A 16,653-nucleotide genomic window follows, 5' to 3' on the forward strand; every position below is an offset into this window, starting at 1 on the left:
TTAATTAGGAGTATCATAAAATATATGACCATCCGTCCCATTATTGTACCATTTTATATGAGGTGAATCGCCAAATCCACCCTCCGGAGCCATATGCTGCTCATATCCTTTAGGATATTTAGGAACGCCATCAGGGCGCGCACTTTGCGTATGTGCTTTGTAACGATTCATATTTCCTTGTGCTTCCTGCAAGAATGCTTTGGCATCTGTGCTGGAATGAACTTTTACCTGGAATTTCTCGCCTTTAGCCAAAGCAGTTTGCATATCCTTAATAGCTTGACTCCATGCTTTAGAACCACGAACTAATGGAATCATTTCCGACGCTTTACCGGAAAGTTTACCACTGTAAAATGATTTACAGGACAGACCTAAGGGATCAATAAAACCTAAAGAATTAGGCACATATTGATAAAGATCTAATCCACCTTCCAGCCCCACCGGATCCGCACACAAATACTGACCCGACTCCGCATCATAGTACCTGAAGCGATTGTAGTACAGCCCCGATTCCGCATCTTCGTACTGCCCCGGAAAACGCAGGCGGCAGGCGGGTGCGCCTTCTTTATTCCGGCTCAGCTCCTGTCCCCACAGCTGCTGCTCGCCGCGCCACGCAACGGTGCCGTCCTCGCACATCAGCTCCTGAATGCGCCCGACCGTATCGGTCACCGCATAGTGCAGCTGCCCGTTTTCATACCGCGCCAGCGGCGTGAAGCTGCCCGGCTCGTACACCCAGCGAATGGCGTTTTCATACACGGGCACGCCGTCAGCACCGACCGGGATTTCTTCGGTGAGCTGGTCGCCGTTCCAGTGAAAGTCCGTGCCGGGTTTGTCCCGGTTCGTGCAGCGCTTGCTGATGCGCCTGCCGAACGGGTCGTAGCGGTACTCCCAGCGCTCGCCGTCGGGAGTGTCCAGTCCGGTGAGCTGGCTTTTTGCATCCCACTGGTAGCGCCACAGGAGCGGGCGGTAGCCGCCTTTGTCGAGGCGCTTTTCCACCAGACGCCCGTTGACGTCGTACTTCCAGGTGGTCCGTTCGTCCCGCACGACCCGGACAAAATGTCCCGCCTCGGGCAGCCCGCTGTCGGGGTTGATGCGGGAGGTGGTGTGCCGCCATTCCTTGTAGTCGCGGGAGGTGATGCGCCCGTGCGTCTGGCGCTGGTGCGCTTCGCTTTCCATCACCCCGTTAAGCCAGGTCTGGCATCCGGCGATGTTGAGGTTTTTGTCGTAGGTGAAGCGCTCTTCCCGCATGGGGATGCGGCTGCCGGTCCAGGTGGCGTGGCTAATCTGGTCGTTTACCGTGAGGCTGTTGACCAGGGTGCCGCGCAGGGAGTCGGCAACCATCGTCAGGTTGCAGGCCCTGTCATACAGCCACTGGCGGCTGAGGGTGTCCCCGGCCCGCTGCTCTGACAGCAGCCCCGCAGGGGTATAGCTCTGGCGGAGGCTGAACCCGGCGTCGCTCCGGCGGGAGACCTCCTGGCCGCGCAGGTCATACTCAAAGGCCAGCGGGGCGTGGTCAGCTATCTGCCACTGCGTGAGCTGTCCGGTAACGCCACGAATAAAATGCTCGGTAATCCCCGCCGTGGTGCGCCGGGAGACGGTATCGCGCTGCGCATCATACTGATACGCCGTCCGCCTGCCGTTAATGGTTTCGGCCACCATCCGTCCGGCGTCATCGTACTCATACGTGACGGTGGCCGCGTCGTTGCGGGCCTCCACCAGGCGGCAGAGCGCGTCGTAGCGGAAGAGGGTGGCGCTGAGGATGCGGTCGCTGTCGCCCCGGGTCACCTCCTCGTTCGTCACCTGGTCGGTGATGCTGTAGCGGCGGTTCAGGTGCGTGCCGTCCGGATAAGAGGTGCGGATGCAGCGCCCGGCGGCATCGTATGCATAGCGCAGCGTGCGCCCGGTGAAGTCGGTTTCGGCGATAAGCTGCCCGGCCATGTCATAGATCAGGCGGTACTTTTCCCCTTCGGCGTTGGTGATTTCCGTCAGGCGCAGCAGCCTGTCGTAGCGGCACTCGAGGCGTTCACCGTCTGGGCGGACCACCGCGGTCAGCAGGTCAAACGCGCCGTACTCATAGCGGGTGGTTTTACCTTCGCCGTCGGTGACGCTCTCAGGGAGCTTTTCGCTGTTCTGACGCATCAGCTCCCGCACGCCGTCCGGGCGGTGGATTTCTTCGACGCTGCCCTGCGGCCCGGCATGGTGCTGGCTGTGACGCAGCCGGGTGGTGAAGCCGAGCGGATCCTTCACGCTCAGCAGGCGGCCGAGGAAATCCGTGTCGGTGCGGGTCACGCCGCCGTCCGGGGCGGTGGTGGCCTGCAGGCGGTGCAGGGCGTCGTAATCCCACTGCCAGGTGGCACCGCCGGGAAGGATCTGGCGGAGCAGCTCGCCCTGTTCGCCGTAGCCGAACGTCTGCTCGCGCCCCTGCGGGTCGGTCAGGCAGACCAGACTGCCGTGGTCGTCATACGTCCACTGCCATACCCGGCTGCCCGGGGTGGTCAGGCGGGTAAGCTGGCCCCGGGCGTTGTAGTCGTAATACAGGCTGTAGCCGCCGGGCAGGGCCACCTGGCGGATGTCGCCTTCGTCGTTGTAGCGGTACTCCGTTTTGCGGCCCAGCGCATCGGTGCGGGAGTGAAGCTGCGTGTTCTCCCAGACCGTGAGTTCCTCGCGGCCCAGCGGGTCGAGGCTGCGGGTGACCAGGCCGTCATCGTTGTACCAGAAGAGGGATTCTCCGCCTTCGGCGTCCAGGTAGGTGGTGCACCGTTCGTCATTGTTATAGATGAAGCGGTCGTTGTAGTAGCCCTGCGGCGTGGTGACATGGGTCACGCGGCCTGATTCATCATAGCGATAGCTGACCTGCGTTTTATCCGTATCCCGCCAGCGGGTCATCAGGCCTTCCGGGGAATATTCATGCCACAGATGCGTGAACTGGAAGGTGTCGCACTCCGCCAGATAGCCATTGTCGTCGTACTGACAGGTGACCAGACGCTGCGCATGCGGAACGACCAGGTCAATATGCATCAGCTGCCGTTGCTGCCAGCTGAGCGCCAGCCTGTAGCCGTCGGTGTGGCAAACTTCGGTCAGCAGGCCGTCGGTGCGCAGGAAATCTATTCTGTTGTTGTAGCCGTCGTGAAGGGCGGTGAGGAGGTAAACGCCGGTACCTGCCGGGGAAAAGACCCGCGTTTGCTGTGAGCGCCTGTCGAAAACGGTCAGTTCGCTGCCCATGTCGCCAGACAGGCGGTAGCAGGGCTGGCGGGAGTTGGCGGCGCCGGTAAACTTCCCGTCCTGTGGGATGGAAAAGCTGAGCACCACGCCCTCGTGGTCGGTGAAGTGAAGGCTATCGCCGCATACGGTCAGCGATTGAGACCAGTCATCTGACCACATGTCGCCGAAAAGGCCCTGTTTGACCGAACGTGAGCGATAAAGCCGGGACAGCTCGAGCGGCAGGATGCCGGGGATATGAAGGACATTAAGCTGCTGGATCATACTGCCGGTTACTACGTCGACCGGGTCGGTACGGCATGTCAGGCTTTTACATTCGAATTCCTGACCTTTGTCGGGTTTTGCCTTTGATTTACCTTTAACGTTTGCGCCATCCATATGCACGCCACTATAGGTTCTGAGCGGTAATGCAATAAATACGCTTTGAGCGGCGGTCATCATTCCCTGATTTTCAGAAGTGCTCAACGTGTTAAAGGTTTCTAGCGCTTCCCCTCCAATCTGCTCCGCCATATTCTGCGCAGCTTCGGCCGATGTGTTGTAGTAGGCGGAGGCACTGAGCATGGCCCCGTGAATTGAGCTATTCATGACGCCGTCAGGTGTATGATCTGTGAAGAAATCCTTAAATGCGTTTGCACCATTCGACAGCGCTTGTGTTCCCTGATGTCTTGAATTCGCTTCATTTTCAAAGGAGCGGAAAAGCGTGTCCCACAACGACTCTTCCTCCTCGGTTTCAGGTTTAACCTCGGGATCGGCCTCCTTCGCCATTACTTCTGCCGCAGGCGGCTGCCCAATAATGATCCCGGTCGTATTCCTGGCGTTCATCCAGAAGGTATCAAAATGGCGCAGAACCGATTTGCCGCCGGCGAAAAAGGTTGAGCTGTGCGCCAGAGGCTCGCAAATATCGCCCACCGTGCCGCTTTTAATGCCTTTTGCCACGCCCGGCTCATCGCCTTTGGTTGAAGGCACAAAGCTTTGATCGAGAACCAGCACCGGACGGTCATTCGCGTTGACCGACGGCACCGTTAGCACCGCTTCATTGAGATTGGCGGTGACGGGGTAGGGGATCGGCGGTGTCACGGGGCCGATTGGGGTCTTACAGACATCCGGGGTCAGGCTGACGACGACCCAGGTTCCGTCCTGACGGGCAATGTAATTCTGCGCCATCATAATTCTCCTGAAATGTAATAGCGGGCTTCCATGACCCTGAGCGATGGCGCAACGGGCAACACGTAGCGGCAGGTCTGCTCGACAGTCAATTCATCGGTATCAACGAGTAGCGTATCGGTCCACATCATCTGGGGTATCAGTTCCCCTGACGTCATCCGCAGCAGGATCCCGGCCCGACTGGCGGGCAATGAAAACGAGATATCGCCATCGGAACGCAGCCCGCTCAGGGTGATTTTTGTGCCGGGAGCCAGAAAGGGGAGCTGCTGAGCCTGCGGCGCGCAGTTCCAGTAGCTGAATTCAAAATCGTCCGGCAGGGCAGGATGACGGTTGTTCAGCCACGCATCATCGTAGGTTCCTGCCAGCGGCAGACGGGGTAGCCAGGTACGTCCGATGACGCCAAAACCCGCGGGTCTAAACGCCGGGGCAGACCAGTCGGCTTTGCCGCTCACCGCATCGGTAAAATGGTGCAGGGTAAAGGGGGCGTCCACGGCGATTATGCGGGGCGCCTCAACCGACTTTATGCCGCAGGCGTCGAGATACCAGGGGGGCGAATAGCCCTGGCCTAAGGGATTCGTCGGGCAAAAAGCGTGCGCCAGCGGCGGGTTATTTTTATCGGGGTGCTCGCTGCGCTGCGCGTCAGTCAATCGATTTTCATTCGGAACCCGTTCAGCATATTCACTGTCCGCCTCGACCCGACATTCGCCGCCAAAAGCGGAACGATAGTCCAGCCGAAGAGAGGTAAAAGGTTCTGGCTTTGTTTCGTACCATTGCCCGGTCAACGCCTGCTGACGAAAATAACGCTGACCGGTTATCCGCAGCCTCTTGTCCAGTAAGACCGCGTCGGAAGATGTGCGCAGACATATTCCGGCGGTCATTTCCGACGTTGCGATGCCCCCTGGCGCCCGGGCGGTGCCGTTAACGATGATGTCGCAGGCGGGTTTGAAAGGGGCAAGATCGCTTTCGCACAATACAGGGGAACGATTTACCTCTCCCAGGAACACGTCTTTAACGCTTAACGGGAGAGCCGGATTTTCCATCAGCTGTGCCAGCCACTGGCCTTCTGCATCCTGCACAAGGCGATAGCCGATTTTCATCGCGATGACGTGATGGCGCTTGTTTTGTTTGTCATCCATCGCGTAGGCCATTACCGAGAACGGCGTCAGATTACGAAATTCCATTTTCGGGTCTCAGTTGATGTAGACGTCTTTGCCTTTGATGTTGGCCGGTCCGGAGGCTGAAAAATCAAACTCAGTGCCTGCGATGGTCACCTTTCCGCTGCTTTCCAGGGTGATGGAGCTCGCACCGCAGATCAGTTCGATTTTGTCGCCCGCATTAATGCTGGAAACGTTTGTCACATTCAGGGTGAAGTTTTTCTGCACCGTCACGCTCCGATCCTTCATCACCGTTTCCGTATCATTCCCCGCGATCGTTACCGTCTGGTTCCCGCCAACGCTCTTCTCGCGATCCTGCAGCACATCAAGCTTCTGGTTGTTTTCCACGGTGACCGTCTGGTCGTTAGCCACCGTCACCGTCTGGTCATGACCGCCTTCTTTCTTGCTGCCGACGTTGACCGTTTGACCCACCACTACCGTGACCGTCTGATTGTTTTTCACCGTTTCGCTATGGTCATGGTTCACCGTCGTCGTGCGGTCATTCAGCACTTCGGTCACCATGTCCTTCTGGGCGTGCATGTAGATCTGCTCGTTTGCCGTGGCGTCCTCAAAGCGCAGCTCGTTGAACCCGCTGCCCTTGTAGGTTTTCGAGCGGATGGTCATCTGCGTTTTTGTGCCGGGCAGGCTGCCGGGAGAGCGGTTGTCCTGGTGGTAGGTGCGTCCCATGACGATGGGCTGATCCGGGTCGCCGTTTAGGAAATCGACGATCACTTCCTGGCCCACGCGGGGGATCGCGAGATTGCCAAAACCGGCTCCTGCCCACGCCTGCGATACGCGCACCCAGCAGGAGCTGTCTTCAGGGTTTTTCGGGCTGTTTCTGTCCCAGTGAAATTGCACCCGGACACGGCCATGCTCGTCGCAGAAGATCTCCTCTCCGACGGGGCCGGTGACGATGGCGCTTTGTGGGCCGTCGACTTTAGGTTTTGCTAAAGGCTGAGAGCGCCAGGTTCGGTCTGCGGGGATGGCGGTAAACTGATTGTTTAACGTGGTGCCACGCCCCTTGCTGCCGTGCAGGGACTGAGGCTGATGCCCGGAAAGTACGCAGCTAACGACCTGCCACTCGCGATTCAGGGTCTCCTGCGGATGATTTCGCAGGGTGAAACGAGTACCCGGTGAAAGTTTCGGGGAATTGCTGCAGCCGCTGGCCCGCTCTGCATTGTTGCGCAGGCCGTCCATCTGATAGCGGCTGAAGGCTTGCCCGTGCGATTCATCCTTAAAGCGGCCGGGATAATCAAAGATTTCATACTGCGAAAGCTGGTTATTTAGATTCTCGCCGTTCTGGGCGTACTGACCCTGCCAGCCCGGCATTTTGAAGGTGTAATCCTGGCTGATAAGGGAAGATGGGCGAACGTTCGCTTCATACTGAAATACGCTGACGCAGGCCTCGGTCACTTCGGTTGAAACGTTGGGGTTGAAGGTCAATGCTTCAGCGATCTGATCCAGGCCCGACACATCATCACAGAGCGTCAGTTTTTGCTCAGCGCTGTCCGGCTGCAGCTTGTCATAAAAGAAAATGCCTTCCTCTGCCCACAAGCGCGATAAAAACACCAGGTCCGATTCGCCGTACTGCACGCAGAATTCCCGGGACGGGTGATCCTCATTGAAGGCGGGAAGCCATTCCGTTACGCCATTTTCATCGAGCAGGGTGGCTGAGATGGTTTTGATATCCTGCTGCTGGAAGATACGAAAGTTTTTGCGCAGACCACAGCGCCACAGCGGAGGCTGGATCCCGAAGCGATACTGAATCTGCCAGTCGCTGTTTTCTTTTATCTGGAAGCTCGAAACGATACCTTGCACTGAATGCAGGGCTTCCGGCCCTTGCCAGACGGTAAGCGTGGCATTTTTATCGAGCAGATCTTTCGCTTCCAGAGCAAATGACTGGCTGGCAACATCCACGCCAAGTACAAACGGGAAGGAGAGACTTTGATTTAAACGGAAACTGACGACAGCGAAGGTATCTGATTTCTGGCCATCCACATCGAGCGTAAAACGCAGGCCTTTTAAAAACATAGTAATTCCCCGATATTCAGGAAAAAACAGCACTTCGCCCGTCAGGACGAAATGCTGTGGATTTAATCTTAGGCTTCCAGCGGCGCACGCCAGTCGTCGGCACCGGAAGTGCCGGCGGAAACGTGTTCCCATTCGATTTTGCGATAGGCCAGTGAGACTTTAACCAGTTGCGTGAATTCGCGTTTGGTGTCGTCCTGGCAGTGCGGCATCGTGCAGTCGATATTCACGATGGTGGAGTCGGTCAGGCGAGTCGTGAAGAAATGCTCCTGCTTGCCTTCGATAGAGGTGCGGTACCAGTGCAGCTCGGTCGTTGGCAGCATTTCACCGGACGCCAGCGCGTTATACATCAGCGGAACGGCTTTGTTCAGCGCAACGGTGAAGATAAACGGCTTGTGCGCACGCTGACCGGAAGGCTGACCAGACTGCGGGTCGGTTGGGACGGTGACGTTATGGCTGAATTCCTGCACCAGCATTTCGTTTTCGTGACCCTGGACATAAATATTGCCCACAGACTCTGCGGTAAAGGCGCCGTCAGTAATCAATCCCTGGGTTTGGCCTTTAATTGAAATATAACATGGGGTTGGCATGTAAAACTCCTTTTCGTAATTAACGTGGTGTGAACTTTATTTCCTGAAGCCATTTTCATAGCGTCCATGACATAAGGTCGTATTTAATACGTCCTTTAAGAAAGGAACTCAACGTACGCAAACGGACATAGGTTTTATTAAATGGAGCTAGCTGGGGGGATTTTGGGTTTAAATCTAAGTCTATAATTTAAATTAATGCTTGAGAAAGGTCTGCAAAACAATCGTTGTCTTTATGAATTAGGTGGTGTTATTGCTCAGAACAATGTCTTGTTTTTGTTATCTTATGATGAGATGCAGGTATAATGACTGCCCGTTCATCCATGTAAACACAAGTATATTGATTTATAAAATGTGAAATATAGAATTCGAATGGAATGTAATAATATAAATCAAAGGAATGATAATGAAACCAGTCAGTGACGCGGTCAAAGAGCACATAGAGAACAGCGGATTTAGCCGAAGAGAGCTGCGGATGTTTAAACAAGAACTACAGACGGAAAATCCTGAACGTAAGATTACCGCAATCGATCTGCATCATAAGCTTTGCCGTTCCGCCTGGAAAGCATTCAGGGAATCAATCTTTGCACTGTCAGGGATGACCTTTTTTCAAATTCCCTTTTTCGCATCCCCAACGGCCAGCAGTCTCGACTGGGGATTTATATCATTCGGCGTAGTGTTTCAAATCTGTTTATCCATTTCTATTTCGGCCAGATTAAAGGATCAACCGGTATGGACACAGTTTAAGCTGGTTAAACTGGCGGTCGGGCTTATGTTTACCTTTCGTAGATGACGGCGGATGGGTTAGCTGATTGGGTTATCTGTTGCGCTCTTTTTTGATTGTTTTAATAACCTTTCTGGCTTTATATCCTTGAGCTAGTGGTGCAAGTATATGAAAAATCGAATACATAAATAATAGAAAACAGACGGAGAATATTATTCTTTCAGGAGCTGTTCTATGCTCCTCACCGAGCAGGAAATGGGCGAATAAAACAAAAAAGAACATTAGCACGTGCATAAATAATGATCGATAGAACCGTCTTGAGAGTTCATAGACTGTTTCGTGTAACGATGAGGAGTATCTATCTGACAGTTTTTTAAGTTTATCGATCTGTTTCTTTGAGAATTTCTCCTCAAACATTATCTTTATTAATTCTTTTTCATTCATCTCTTATTGTCTCTGGGTCGTATTATAAGTTATTTTTTTGAATAGTATCATTTAAATTAAGCGATTTTTTCACTGAGAGTTTCATTACATGACGTGATTAATATATTCTGTAACTTATTTGAATGTTGTTTTTCCCTTAATGTTTTTTATTACGTTTCTGGCTTTGTATGCATAGGTTATTGGTAAAATCATATTCAAAATAAAATATATTAAGCACAAGAAGCTAATGGAAAATAAAGCTCTCCCAAATGGAGTTCCATGATTCTCGCTGAGAAGAAAGTGTGATTGCAGCACAAAGAAAAACATTAATACATGAAGGAATAGGGATCTTAGGAAACGCCGTGAAAGTTCGTACACGGTGTCGTATAACATAATTGACTGTTGATCGGAGATTTTTTTTAATCTACAAATTTGATTTTTTGAAAATTTGTGTTTATACATTATTTTTATTAATTCGTGTTCATTCATATCTTATATCTTTCAATCGGATTAAGTATTTTAATTTAATAGGGTTGTAATAAATGTTTTTACACGTTTTTAACGAAACTCCATAATGAATCGTAATAATGGTTAGCATAAACTCATTTTTGAATTTTTTTATTCTTTATGACATTAATAACTTTCCTGGCTTTGTAGGCTTGCAGTAATGGAGCAAAAAAATCAAATATCACATATGCGACTCCTAGAGTACCAGCGGCAAGCAATACTCCGCCAAACGTATGCCCTTGATTTTTACTATGGTAGATGTAGGAATGAAAAACCATTAAAAATGAGAATATATGAACTAACAATGAGCGAAAGAAGCGATCTGCAAGTTCATGAACGGTAACATACAGCGAAGTTGAATATCGTTTCGAAAGTTTTTTTAAATTGTCGATTTGTTTTTTTGAGAAATTTTTCTCATACATTATTTCGATTAATTCACTTTCATTCATTTAAATCCCCAATATTAGATTGATAATTTAGAATAACAATTGGAATATATCACAATAATATATTATTGCAACTAATAATCACTAAGAGGAATCAGTGGATGCCTGGGCGAAGTAGGTTCAGATTCTGGTAATGATAATAAAATTTGAGTGCCTGAATATAAAGTACCTGCATCGGGAAAGAATTCTGCTAGCAATTCCATTTTACTCATTGTTCTGAAACCCATTGTATAGTCTGAAGGTAAATAACGAAACAATCTCCAGGCATCAGGAAGTAGTTTAACCGATAATAATGGGATCGCGGATAATGTGAGATCAATACCGGCAAATGCTAACTTACCGTATACTCTGTCAAAACCTAAAAACTCCGCAGTTTCTTCATATAAATAAGTCATTTTTCCTATAGCATTCTCATTTCCATAAAACAGACCGTTACCATTCTCATAAATATTATTTAACCCATGTGCAATGAGCATTATACCGATCACAGAACCTATAACAGTAGGTGAACCAGCCAGAATTAAAAAGCTACCCGACACAACTTGAAGCACTCCCCCGATCAACCCAACACTTTTTACAACATAAGATACCACCCCATTTATAATCCGTATCTCAACCGACGCCGCAGGTTGAACCTGCTTTGACTGCAACCAACCAATCTGCTTTTCAAGATAATCTTGTTCTTCTCGCAAATATGCCAGCGCCTGTGTTTTCTCAGTACGGGAACTATTACCGTTGATGCATTCTAGCTGTGCTTCGGTAAACGCTTCGACGTTTCTGATAAAGTCATAACGAACTTCATCATTATTAATAAAACCCGAGGCGGTGATAGTAATTTGCCTTAATGCGCCGGCCTCAAAGTTAGCCTGAGATCTAATAATATCCTCAAGGATCCCTCCATTGCCATTTCTCCCCTGAATATATCCACCCATCTCACTACTTCCTGACATTATCAATCAAAGGGCGAATTAAATACCGCCGTGGCTGCAAAATCTCAACGTACGCAATCGGACATGTTTAATCATCATCATTAACCGTATCATCCCGCCAGAATTACCCCTTATTTAACTGCCGTGAGAAAACTATCCGGGCTATTTTGCTGTGCGGATTATATCTATTTCTTATGGGCAAAATGGAATTCACAGATAACCAGACGGACACATCCTGATGAGCAACAATAAAGACGGCAGTATCGCCCCGAAAGAACGTATTAATATCCGCTACCTCCCGAAAACAGACGGTCAGATTGCCGAAGTGGAATTACCGCTTAATTTGCTGATCACGGGCGATCTGAAAGGCAAGGCCGACGACACGCCGCTGGATGAGCGTCAGCCGGTTTCCATTAATAAGAACAATTTCGATGCGGTGATCGCCGAGTCCGGCATTGCGCGTGAATTCTCCGTGCCGTCGGCGCTCAGCGAAGCGCCGGACGCCCGCATGGAGATCAACCTGAAGGTTAAATCGCTGGCGGATCTCTCCCCGGACAACGTGGCCGCGAGCGTGCCGGAGCTTAAAAAACTGCTGGAACTGCGCGAAGCGCTGGTCGCCCTGAAGGGGCCGATGGGCAACATCCCCGCGTTTCGCGCCCAGTTACAGGCGCTGTTAGCCAACGAAGAAACCCGCGAACAGCTGATTCAGGAACTGGGTATCGCCAGTCAGAAATAATTTGCACAAGGATTGCACTATGTCTTTACAGGAAGAAATCACTCCCGCCAGCGCGGCGCCGCTCGTCGCCGGTTCTCTGCTGGATAACATCATGGCCCAGAGCCGCTTTCAGCCGGAGTCGGAAAGCTACGACATTGCCCGCCAGGGGGTGACCGCCTTTATCGCGGCGCTGCTGCAGCATGAGGCGGAGTCCGTCGATATTCTGGCGGTCAACGCCATGATTGCCGATATCGACGAGCGCATGGGGCGTCAGATGGACCTGATTTGCCACTCCCCGGAGTTCCAGGAGCTGGAGTCATTCCTCCGCTCCCTGAAGCTGCTGGTGAGCCGCGCGGACACGCGTGAAAACATCAAAATCCATCTGCTGCACGTCACCAAAGAAGAGCTGCTCGACGATTTCGAGTTCGCGCCAGAAATTACCCAGTCCGGCTATTACAAGCACGTTTATTCCACCGGATACGGTCAGTTTGGCGGGGAGCCCGTTGCGGCTGTGGTCGGCAACTATGCCTTCGCCAATAACGCGGCGGACATGAAGCTGCTCCAGTACGTCAGCGCCGTCGGGGCGATGGCCCACGCGCCGTTCCTGTCATCGATTGCCCCTGAGTTCCTCGGGCTGGACTCCTGGACCGAGCTGCCGGGCATTAAGGATATCAGCGCGATATTCGAAGGCCCGGCCTACACCAAATGGCGCTCCCTGCGCGAAAACGAAGACTCCCGCTACCTGGGCCTGACGGCGCCGCGCTTCCTGCTGCGCCAGCCGTATGCGCCGGGCGACAATCCGGTGAAAAGCTTTAACTATCGCGAAGACGTCAGCCGCAGACACGACGACTACCTGTGGGGCAACACCGCGTTCCTGCTGGCGGCGAATATGGCCGAAAGCTTCGCCAAATACCGCTGGTGCCCGAATATCATCGGCCCGCAGAACGGCGGCGCGGTAAAAGATCTCCCGGTCCATCTCTACGAGGCAATGGGGCAGCTGCAGGCTAAGATCCCGACCGAAGTTCTCATAACCGACCGTCGTGAATACGAGCTGGCGGAAGAGGGCTTCATCACCCTGACCATGCGCAAGGGCAGCGACAGCGCGGCGTTCTTCTCAGCGAACTCGGTGCAGAAGCCAAAAAACTTCCCCAATACTCCGGAAGGCAAAGAGGCGGAAACCAACTATCGCCTCGGCACCCAGCTGCCGTACCTGTTCATCATTAACCGCCTGGCGCACTACATCAAAGTGCTGCAGCGCGAGCAGATCGGCTCATGGAAGGAGCGCGGCGATCTGGAAAACCAGCTTAACACCTGGATCCGCCAGTACGTTGCCGACCAGGAGAACCCGCCGGCGGACGTTCGCAGCCGCAAGCCGCTGCGCCAGGCAAAAATTGAAGTGCTGGACGTAGAGGGCGAGCCGGGCTGGTATCAGGTCGCGCTTTCCGTGCGTCCGCATTTCAAATACATGGGCGCAAGCTTCGAGCTGTCCCTGGTTGGCCGTCTGGACAAGGAGTAATCCGATGACGGAACGGCGTATCAGGGGAAGTTTGTTCGAGCGTATCGGCGACGCGGCGCAGACGTCGCCGCGCCGCGCGTCGAAGACGGCGCTGCTGTCGTCCATCCGGCACAACCTGCACAACATCCTCAATACCCGTTCCGGCAGCTGCTATGGCTCACCGGAGCTTGGGATCGACGATTTGAACGACGACGCGCTCTCCTCCAGCGATTTTCGCAAGGAGATTGGGCGCGGCATTCGCGACTGCATCCTGCGCTACGAGCCGCGGATCGCCCAGGTGGATGTCACCGCCGCCAGCGCGCAGGGCTACGCCCCTATGGAGCTGCGTTTTCACATTGTGGCGCAGGTGAATTTCACCCACGCCGCAGATGTCCTCGAGTTTGACATCCTGCTGGAGAACCACCAGCGCTATCGGGTTGAGTAACAGAATGGCTTTTGAAGAACGTTATTATCGCGAAGAGCTGGACTATCTGCGCCAGCTGGGAAAACTGCTGGCGCAGGAAAAGCCCTACCTGGCCCGTTTTCTGGCGGAGAAAGAGGGCGATCCGGACGTTGAGCGTCTGCTGGAGGCGTTCGCCTTTCTCTCCGGCGGCCTGCGGCAAAAGCTGGAGGATGAGTTTCCCGAGTTTACCCACGGCATTATCCGCATGCTGTGGCCTAACTATCTGCGCCCGGTCCCGGCCATGACGGTGATTGAACACACGCCTGAAAATACGCTGAAAGCGCCGGTTCAGGTTTTACGCGATGAGCTCATCACGACCCGCCCGAATGCCTCCGGCGCGTCAGTGCACAGAGGCGCGTTAACCTACGGGGCAGGGGACGGTGTGCCTACCTGCCACTTCACCCTGGCGCGCAATACCTGGCTGCAGCCGCTGCGGCTTGTGGATGTGCACAACAACAGCACCCTCAAAGAGGGCATCATCGACGTGGATTTCGTCATCGATGCGGGCGTGTCTCCCGGCGCGCTGGATCTGAATAAAATCACCTTCTGGCTCGGGAATGACGACGATTACACCCGGCATCAGCTCTATCTCTGGTTCAGTGAACGGTTGATGGATGCCGAACTGGTGACCAGTGAGCGCTGCATTCCGCTGCCGAACTTGTGGCTGAAGGCGGGCGGATTTGCCCGCGACGACGCGCTGCTGCCGTGGCCGAAGAACGTTCACAACGGCTACCGTGTGCTGCAGGAGTATTTCTGCTACCCGGAAGGGTTCTTTTTCTTTCACCTGCGGGACGTCGCGCCGCTGCCGGAGGACTTCCCTGGCGGTGCCTTCACGCTGCGCCTGCGCTTTAACCAGCCGCTGCCCGAGGACATCAAGCTGCGCCGCAGTTCGCTGCGCCTGCACTGTACGCCCGCGGTGAATCTGTTTGTTCACCATGCGGAGCCGGTCAGGCCGGACGGCAGCGCCGCGCAGTATCCGCTGCGCGCCAGCCATCAGCAGCCGGAGGCCTACGACATTTTCCGCGTCAAGTCCGTGTCCAGCAAGACCGCCGCCTCCGGGAATACGCTGCGCGACTGGCCGGAGTTTGAAAGCTTCAATCATCAGATTGAATACAGCCGCCAGCGCGAAGTCGTTTACTGGCACCACCGCACCAAAACGTCCCTGTTCCACCGGGGGCTTGACCACGCGATTGCCTTTGTGCACGCCGATGGCGAGGTGCCGGAAGCCTCCCGGATGAAAGGGGAGGTCATCACCGCTTCGCTGGTCTGCACCAACCGGATGCTGCCCGAGCAGCTTCACGCCGGGGATATCTGCGTGGCGATCGGGAAAAACCCGGCGGTCGCCTCGTTCAGCAACATCACGCGCCCGACGCGGCCGCTCTATCCGGTAACCGACGGGGACATGCACTGGTCGCTGATCTCCAGCATGAACCTGAACTATCTCTCGCTGCTGGACCGGGACGTGCTGGTGCAGATCCTGCGCACCTTCGATCTGCCGGGCATTCATCACCCGCAGCAGGCGCGGCTTTCCCGGCAAAAGCTGGACGCCATCAGGAGCATGGAGACCCGGCCGGTGGATCGCCTGTTTAAGGGCGTGCCGATCAGGGGGCTGGCCACCACGCTGTGTATCGATCCGGCGCCGTTCGTCTGCGAAGGGGAGGTGTATCTGCTGGGAACGGTGCTGTCGCAGTTTTTCTCGCTGTACGCCAGCATCAACTCGTTTCACTGTCTGAAAATCATTAACACGGAAAGTCAGGAGGCCTGGGAATGGCAGAACAACGGTCAGCACGACCTGATGTAGCGCACCCGACTGACGTGCGGGGCATCAATTTCTATGTGCTGCTGGAGTCGCTGTATCGCCGCCACGGCGGGCCGGGCCAGGAGCCTTCCCTGCGCACCGAGCCGGGGAAAGAAGTGGTGCTGTTCAACGCCGACGCCAGCATCGCCTTTCCGGGAAGCGATTTGGCCTCGTTGACGCGGGACGTGCGCGGACAGTTCACGCTGACCACCCGGTTTCTTGGCTTTTCCGGCAGCCAGTCGCCGCTGCCGGGCTACTACCTCGACCGCATGGCGCGGGAGTCGGCACAGCACGAAGAGGGGATGAAGGCTTTTCTCGATCTGTTCAGCCACCGCTGGACGCAGTTTGCATACCACGCCTGGCGCAAGTACCGCTATCACGTCTGCTTTCGTAACGGCGGCACGGACCGGTTTTCCCAGCGCATGTACGCCCTGGTGGGGCTGGGCAACCCGGCGGTGCGCAACAAGCTCGCCATCAACCACAGCAAAATGCTGGCCTATGCGAGCGTGCTGGCGACGCCGGGGCGCGCGCCGGACGTGGTATGCAACCTGGTTTCCCACTGTTTCGATCTGCCGGACGTCACGGTGGAGAGCTGGCAATTTCGCAAGGTTGCCATCGCGCCGTCGCAGCAAAACCGACTGGGAGAGCGCTACCCGAAGACGCGTACCGCCGGGCATGTGGCCGGGCGCTCCGTGCTGGGCGTCAACTTTACCCTCGGGGCGCGGGTGCCGGATCGCAGCGGCAAGTTTCTGCTGCGGATAGGCAATCTGTCGATGGATCGCTACCTGTCGTTTCTACCCGACGGCGAACACCATCAGGCGCTGCAGATGTTCATCTCGTTTCTGCTGCGCGACCAGTTTGCCTGGGATTTACAGCTGTGCCTCGCGCCTTCGCAGGCGATGGGAATGCAGCTGGGAGATAGCACGAATACCCGTCTGGGGCGCACCGCGTTTATCGGTCAGCCGCAGACGCCGCCTTACGTCACCCTCCACATCAGGGAGTAA

At 54.4% G+C, this 16,653-nt stretch carries 12 protein-coding genes; 6 read left to right on the forward strand and 6 right to left on the reverse strand.

Translation table 11 applies throughout. The features are described from left to right. The 4 genes from AB6V08_RS14130 to AB6V08_RS14145 all read right to left on the reverse strand — a co-directional run bounded on the left by AB6V08_RS14130 (position 1) and on the right by AB6V08_RS14145 (position 8,152). Positions 1–4,380: a PAAR-like domain-containing protein gene (locus AB6V08_RS14130; protein ID WP_368543481.1), complete on the reverse strand. Its 4,380-nt coding sequence runs from the start codon at positions 4,378–4,380 to the stop codon at positions 1–3. Further along, the gene (locus AB6V08_RS14135; RefSeq protein WP_368543483.1) at positions 4,380–5,561 is read right to left on the reverse strand and encodes a DUF2169 domain-containing protein; all 1,182 of its coding nucleotides are present in this window, start codon (positions 5,559–5,561) and stop codon (positions 4,380–4,382) included. The genes AB6V08_RS14130 and AB6V08_RS14135 overlap by 1 nt, the downstream gene beginning before the upstream one ends. Before the next feature lie 9 nt (positions 5,562–5,570). Then, entirely contained in the window at positions 5,571–7,565 is a 1,995-nt protein-coding gene (tssI, locus tag AB6V08_RS14140; RefSeq protein WP_368543484.1) for a type VI secretion system tip protein TssI/VgrG, read from the reverse strand. Between the two features lie 68 nt (positions 7,566–7,633). Then, positions 7,634–8,152, reverse strand: coding sequence for an Hcp family type VI secretion system effector (locus AB6V08_RS14145; RefSeq protein WP_368543486.1), 519 nt, complete (start codon positions 8,150–8,152; stop codon positions 7,634–7,636). Positions 8,153–8,555: 403 nt separating this feature from the next. Between AB6V08_RS14145 and AB6V08_RS14150 the strand changes: the two genes are divergently transcribed. Further along, positions 8,556–8,942 (forward strand): hypothetical protein, encoded by a 387-nt coding sequence (locus tag AB6V08_RS14150; RefSeq protein ID WP_368543487.1) that lies wholly within the window; start codon positions 8,556–8,558, stop codon positions 8,940–8,942. Positions 8,943–9,898: 956 nt separating this feature from the next. On the opposite strand, the gene AB6V08_RS14155 is transcribed toward AB6V08_RS14150, so the two are convergent. Beyond that, on the reverse strand, positions 9,899–10,252 hold the full coding sequence (locus AB6V08_RS14155; protein ID WP_368543488.1) for a hypothetical protein: 354 nt from the start codon (positions 10,250–10,252) through the stop codon (positions 9,899–9,901). 71 nt (positions 10,253–10,323) lie between these two features. Then, a complete protein-coding gene (locus AB6V08_RS14160; RefSeq protein WP_368543489.1) occupies positions 10,324–11,181 on the reverse strand; it encodes a DUF4225 domain-containing protein in 858 nt (285 codons plus the stop codon). A gap of 235 nt (positions 11,182–11,416) precedes the next feature. Here AB6V08_RS14160 and tssB point away from each other — a divergent pair, with 235 nt between their 5' ends. From tssB to tssG, 5 genes are read left to right on the forward strand one after another with little or no spacing between them, the layout of a single operon-like run. Continuing rightward, the gene (gene tssB / locus AB6V08_RS14165; RefSeq protein WP_368543490.1) at positions 11,417–11,914 is read left to right on the forward strand and encodes a type VI secretion system contractile sheath small subunit; all 498 of its coding nucleotides are present in this window, start codon (positions 11,417–11,419) and stop codon (positions 11,912–11,914) included. A 19-nt stretch (positions 11,915–11,933) separates the two neighbouring features. Further along, positions 11,934–13,409: a type VI secretion system contractile sheath large subunit gene (gene tssC, locus AB6V08_RS14170; protein ID WP_368543491.1), complete on the forward strand. Its 1,476-nt coding sequence runs from the start codon at positions 11,934–11,936 to the stop codon at positions 13,407–13,409. A 4-nt stretch (positions 13,410–13,413) separates the two neighbouring features. Continuing rightward, entirely contained in the window at positions 13,414–13,833 is a 420-nt protein-coding gene (tssE, locus tag AB6V08_RS14175) for a type VI secretion system baseplate subunit TssE (RefSeq protein WP_368543492.1), read from the forward strand. 4 nt (positions 13,834–13,837) lie between these two features. Beyond that, positions 13,838–15,652, forward strand: coding sequence for a type VI secretion system baseplate subunit TssF (tssF, locus tag AB6V08_RS14180; protein ID WP_368543493.1), 1,815 nt, complete (start codon positions 13,838–13,840; stop codon positions 15,650–15,652). Next, entirely contained in the window at positions 15,619–16,653 is a 1,035-nt protein-coding gene (gene tssG / locus AB6V08_RS14185; RefSeq protein WP_368543494.1) for a type VI secretion system baseplate subunit TssG, read from the forward strand. The genes tssF and tssG overlap by 34 nt, the downstream gene beginning before the upstream one ends.

Source organism: Enterobacter soli, from assembly GCF_964208575.1.
Taxonomy (GTDB): Bacteria; Pseudomonadota; Gammaproteobacteria; order Enterobacterales; family Enterobacteriaceae; genus Enterobacter; species Enterobacter soli_A.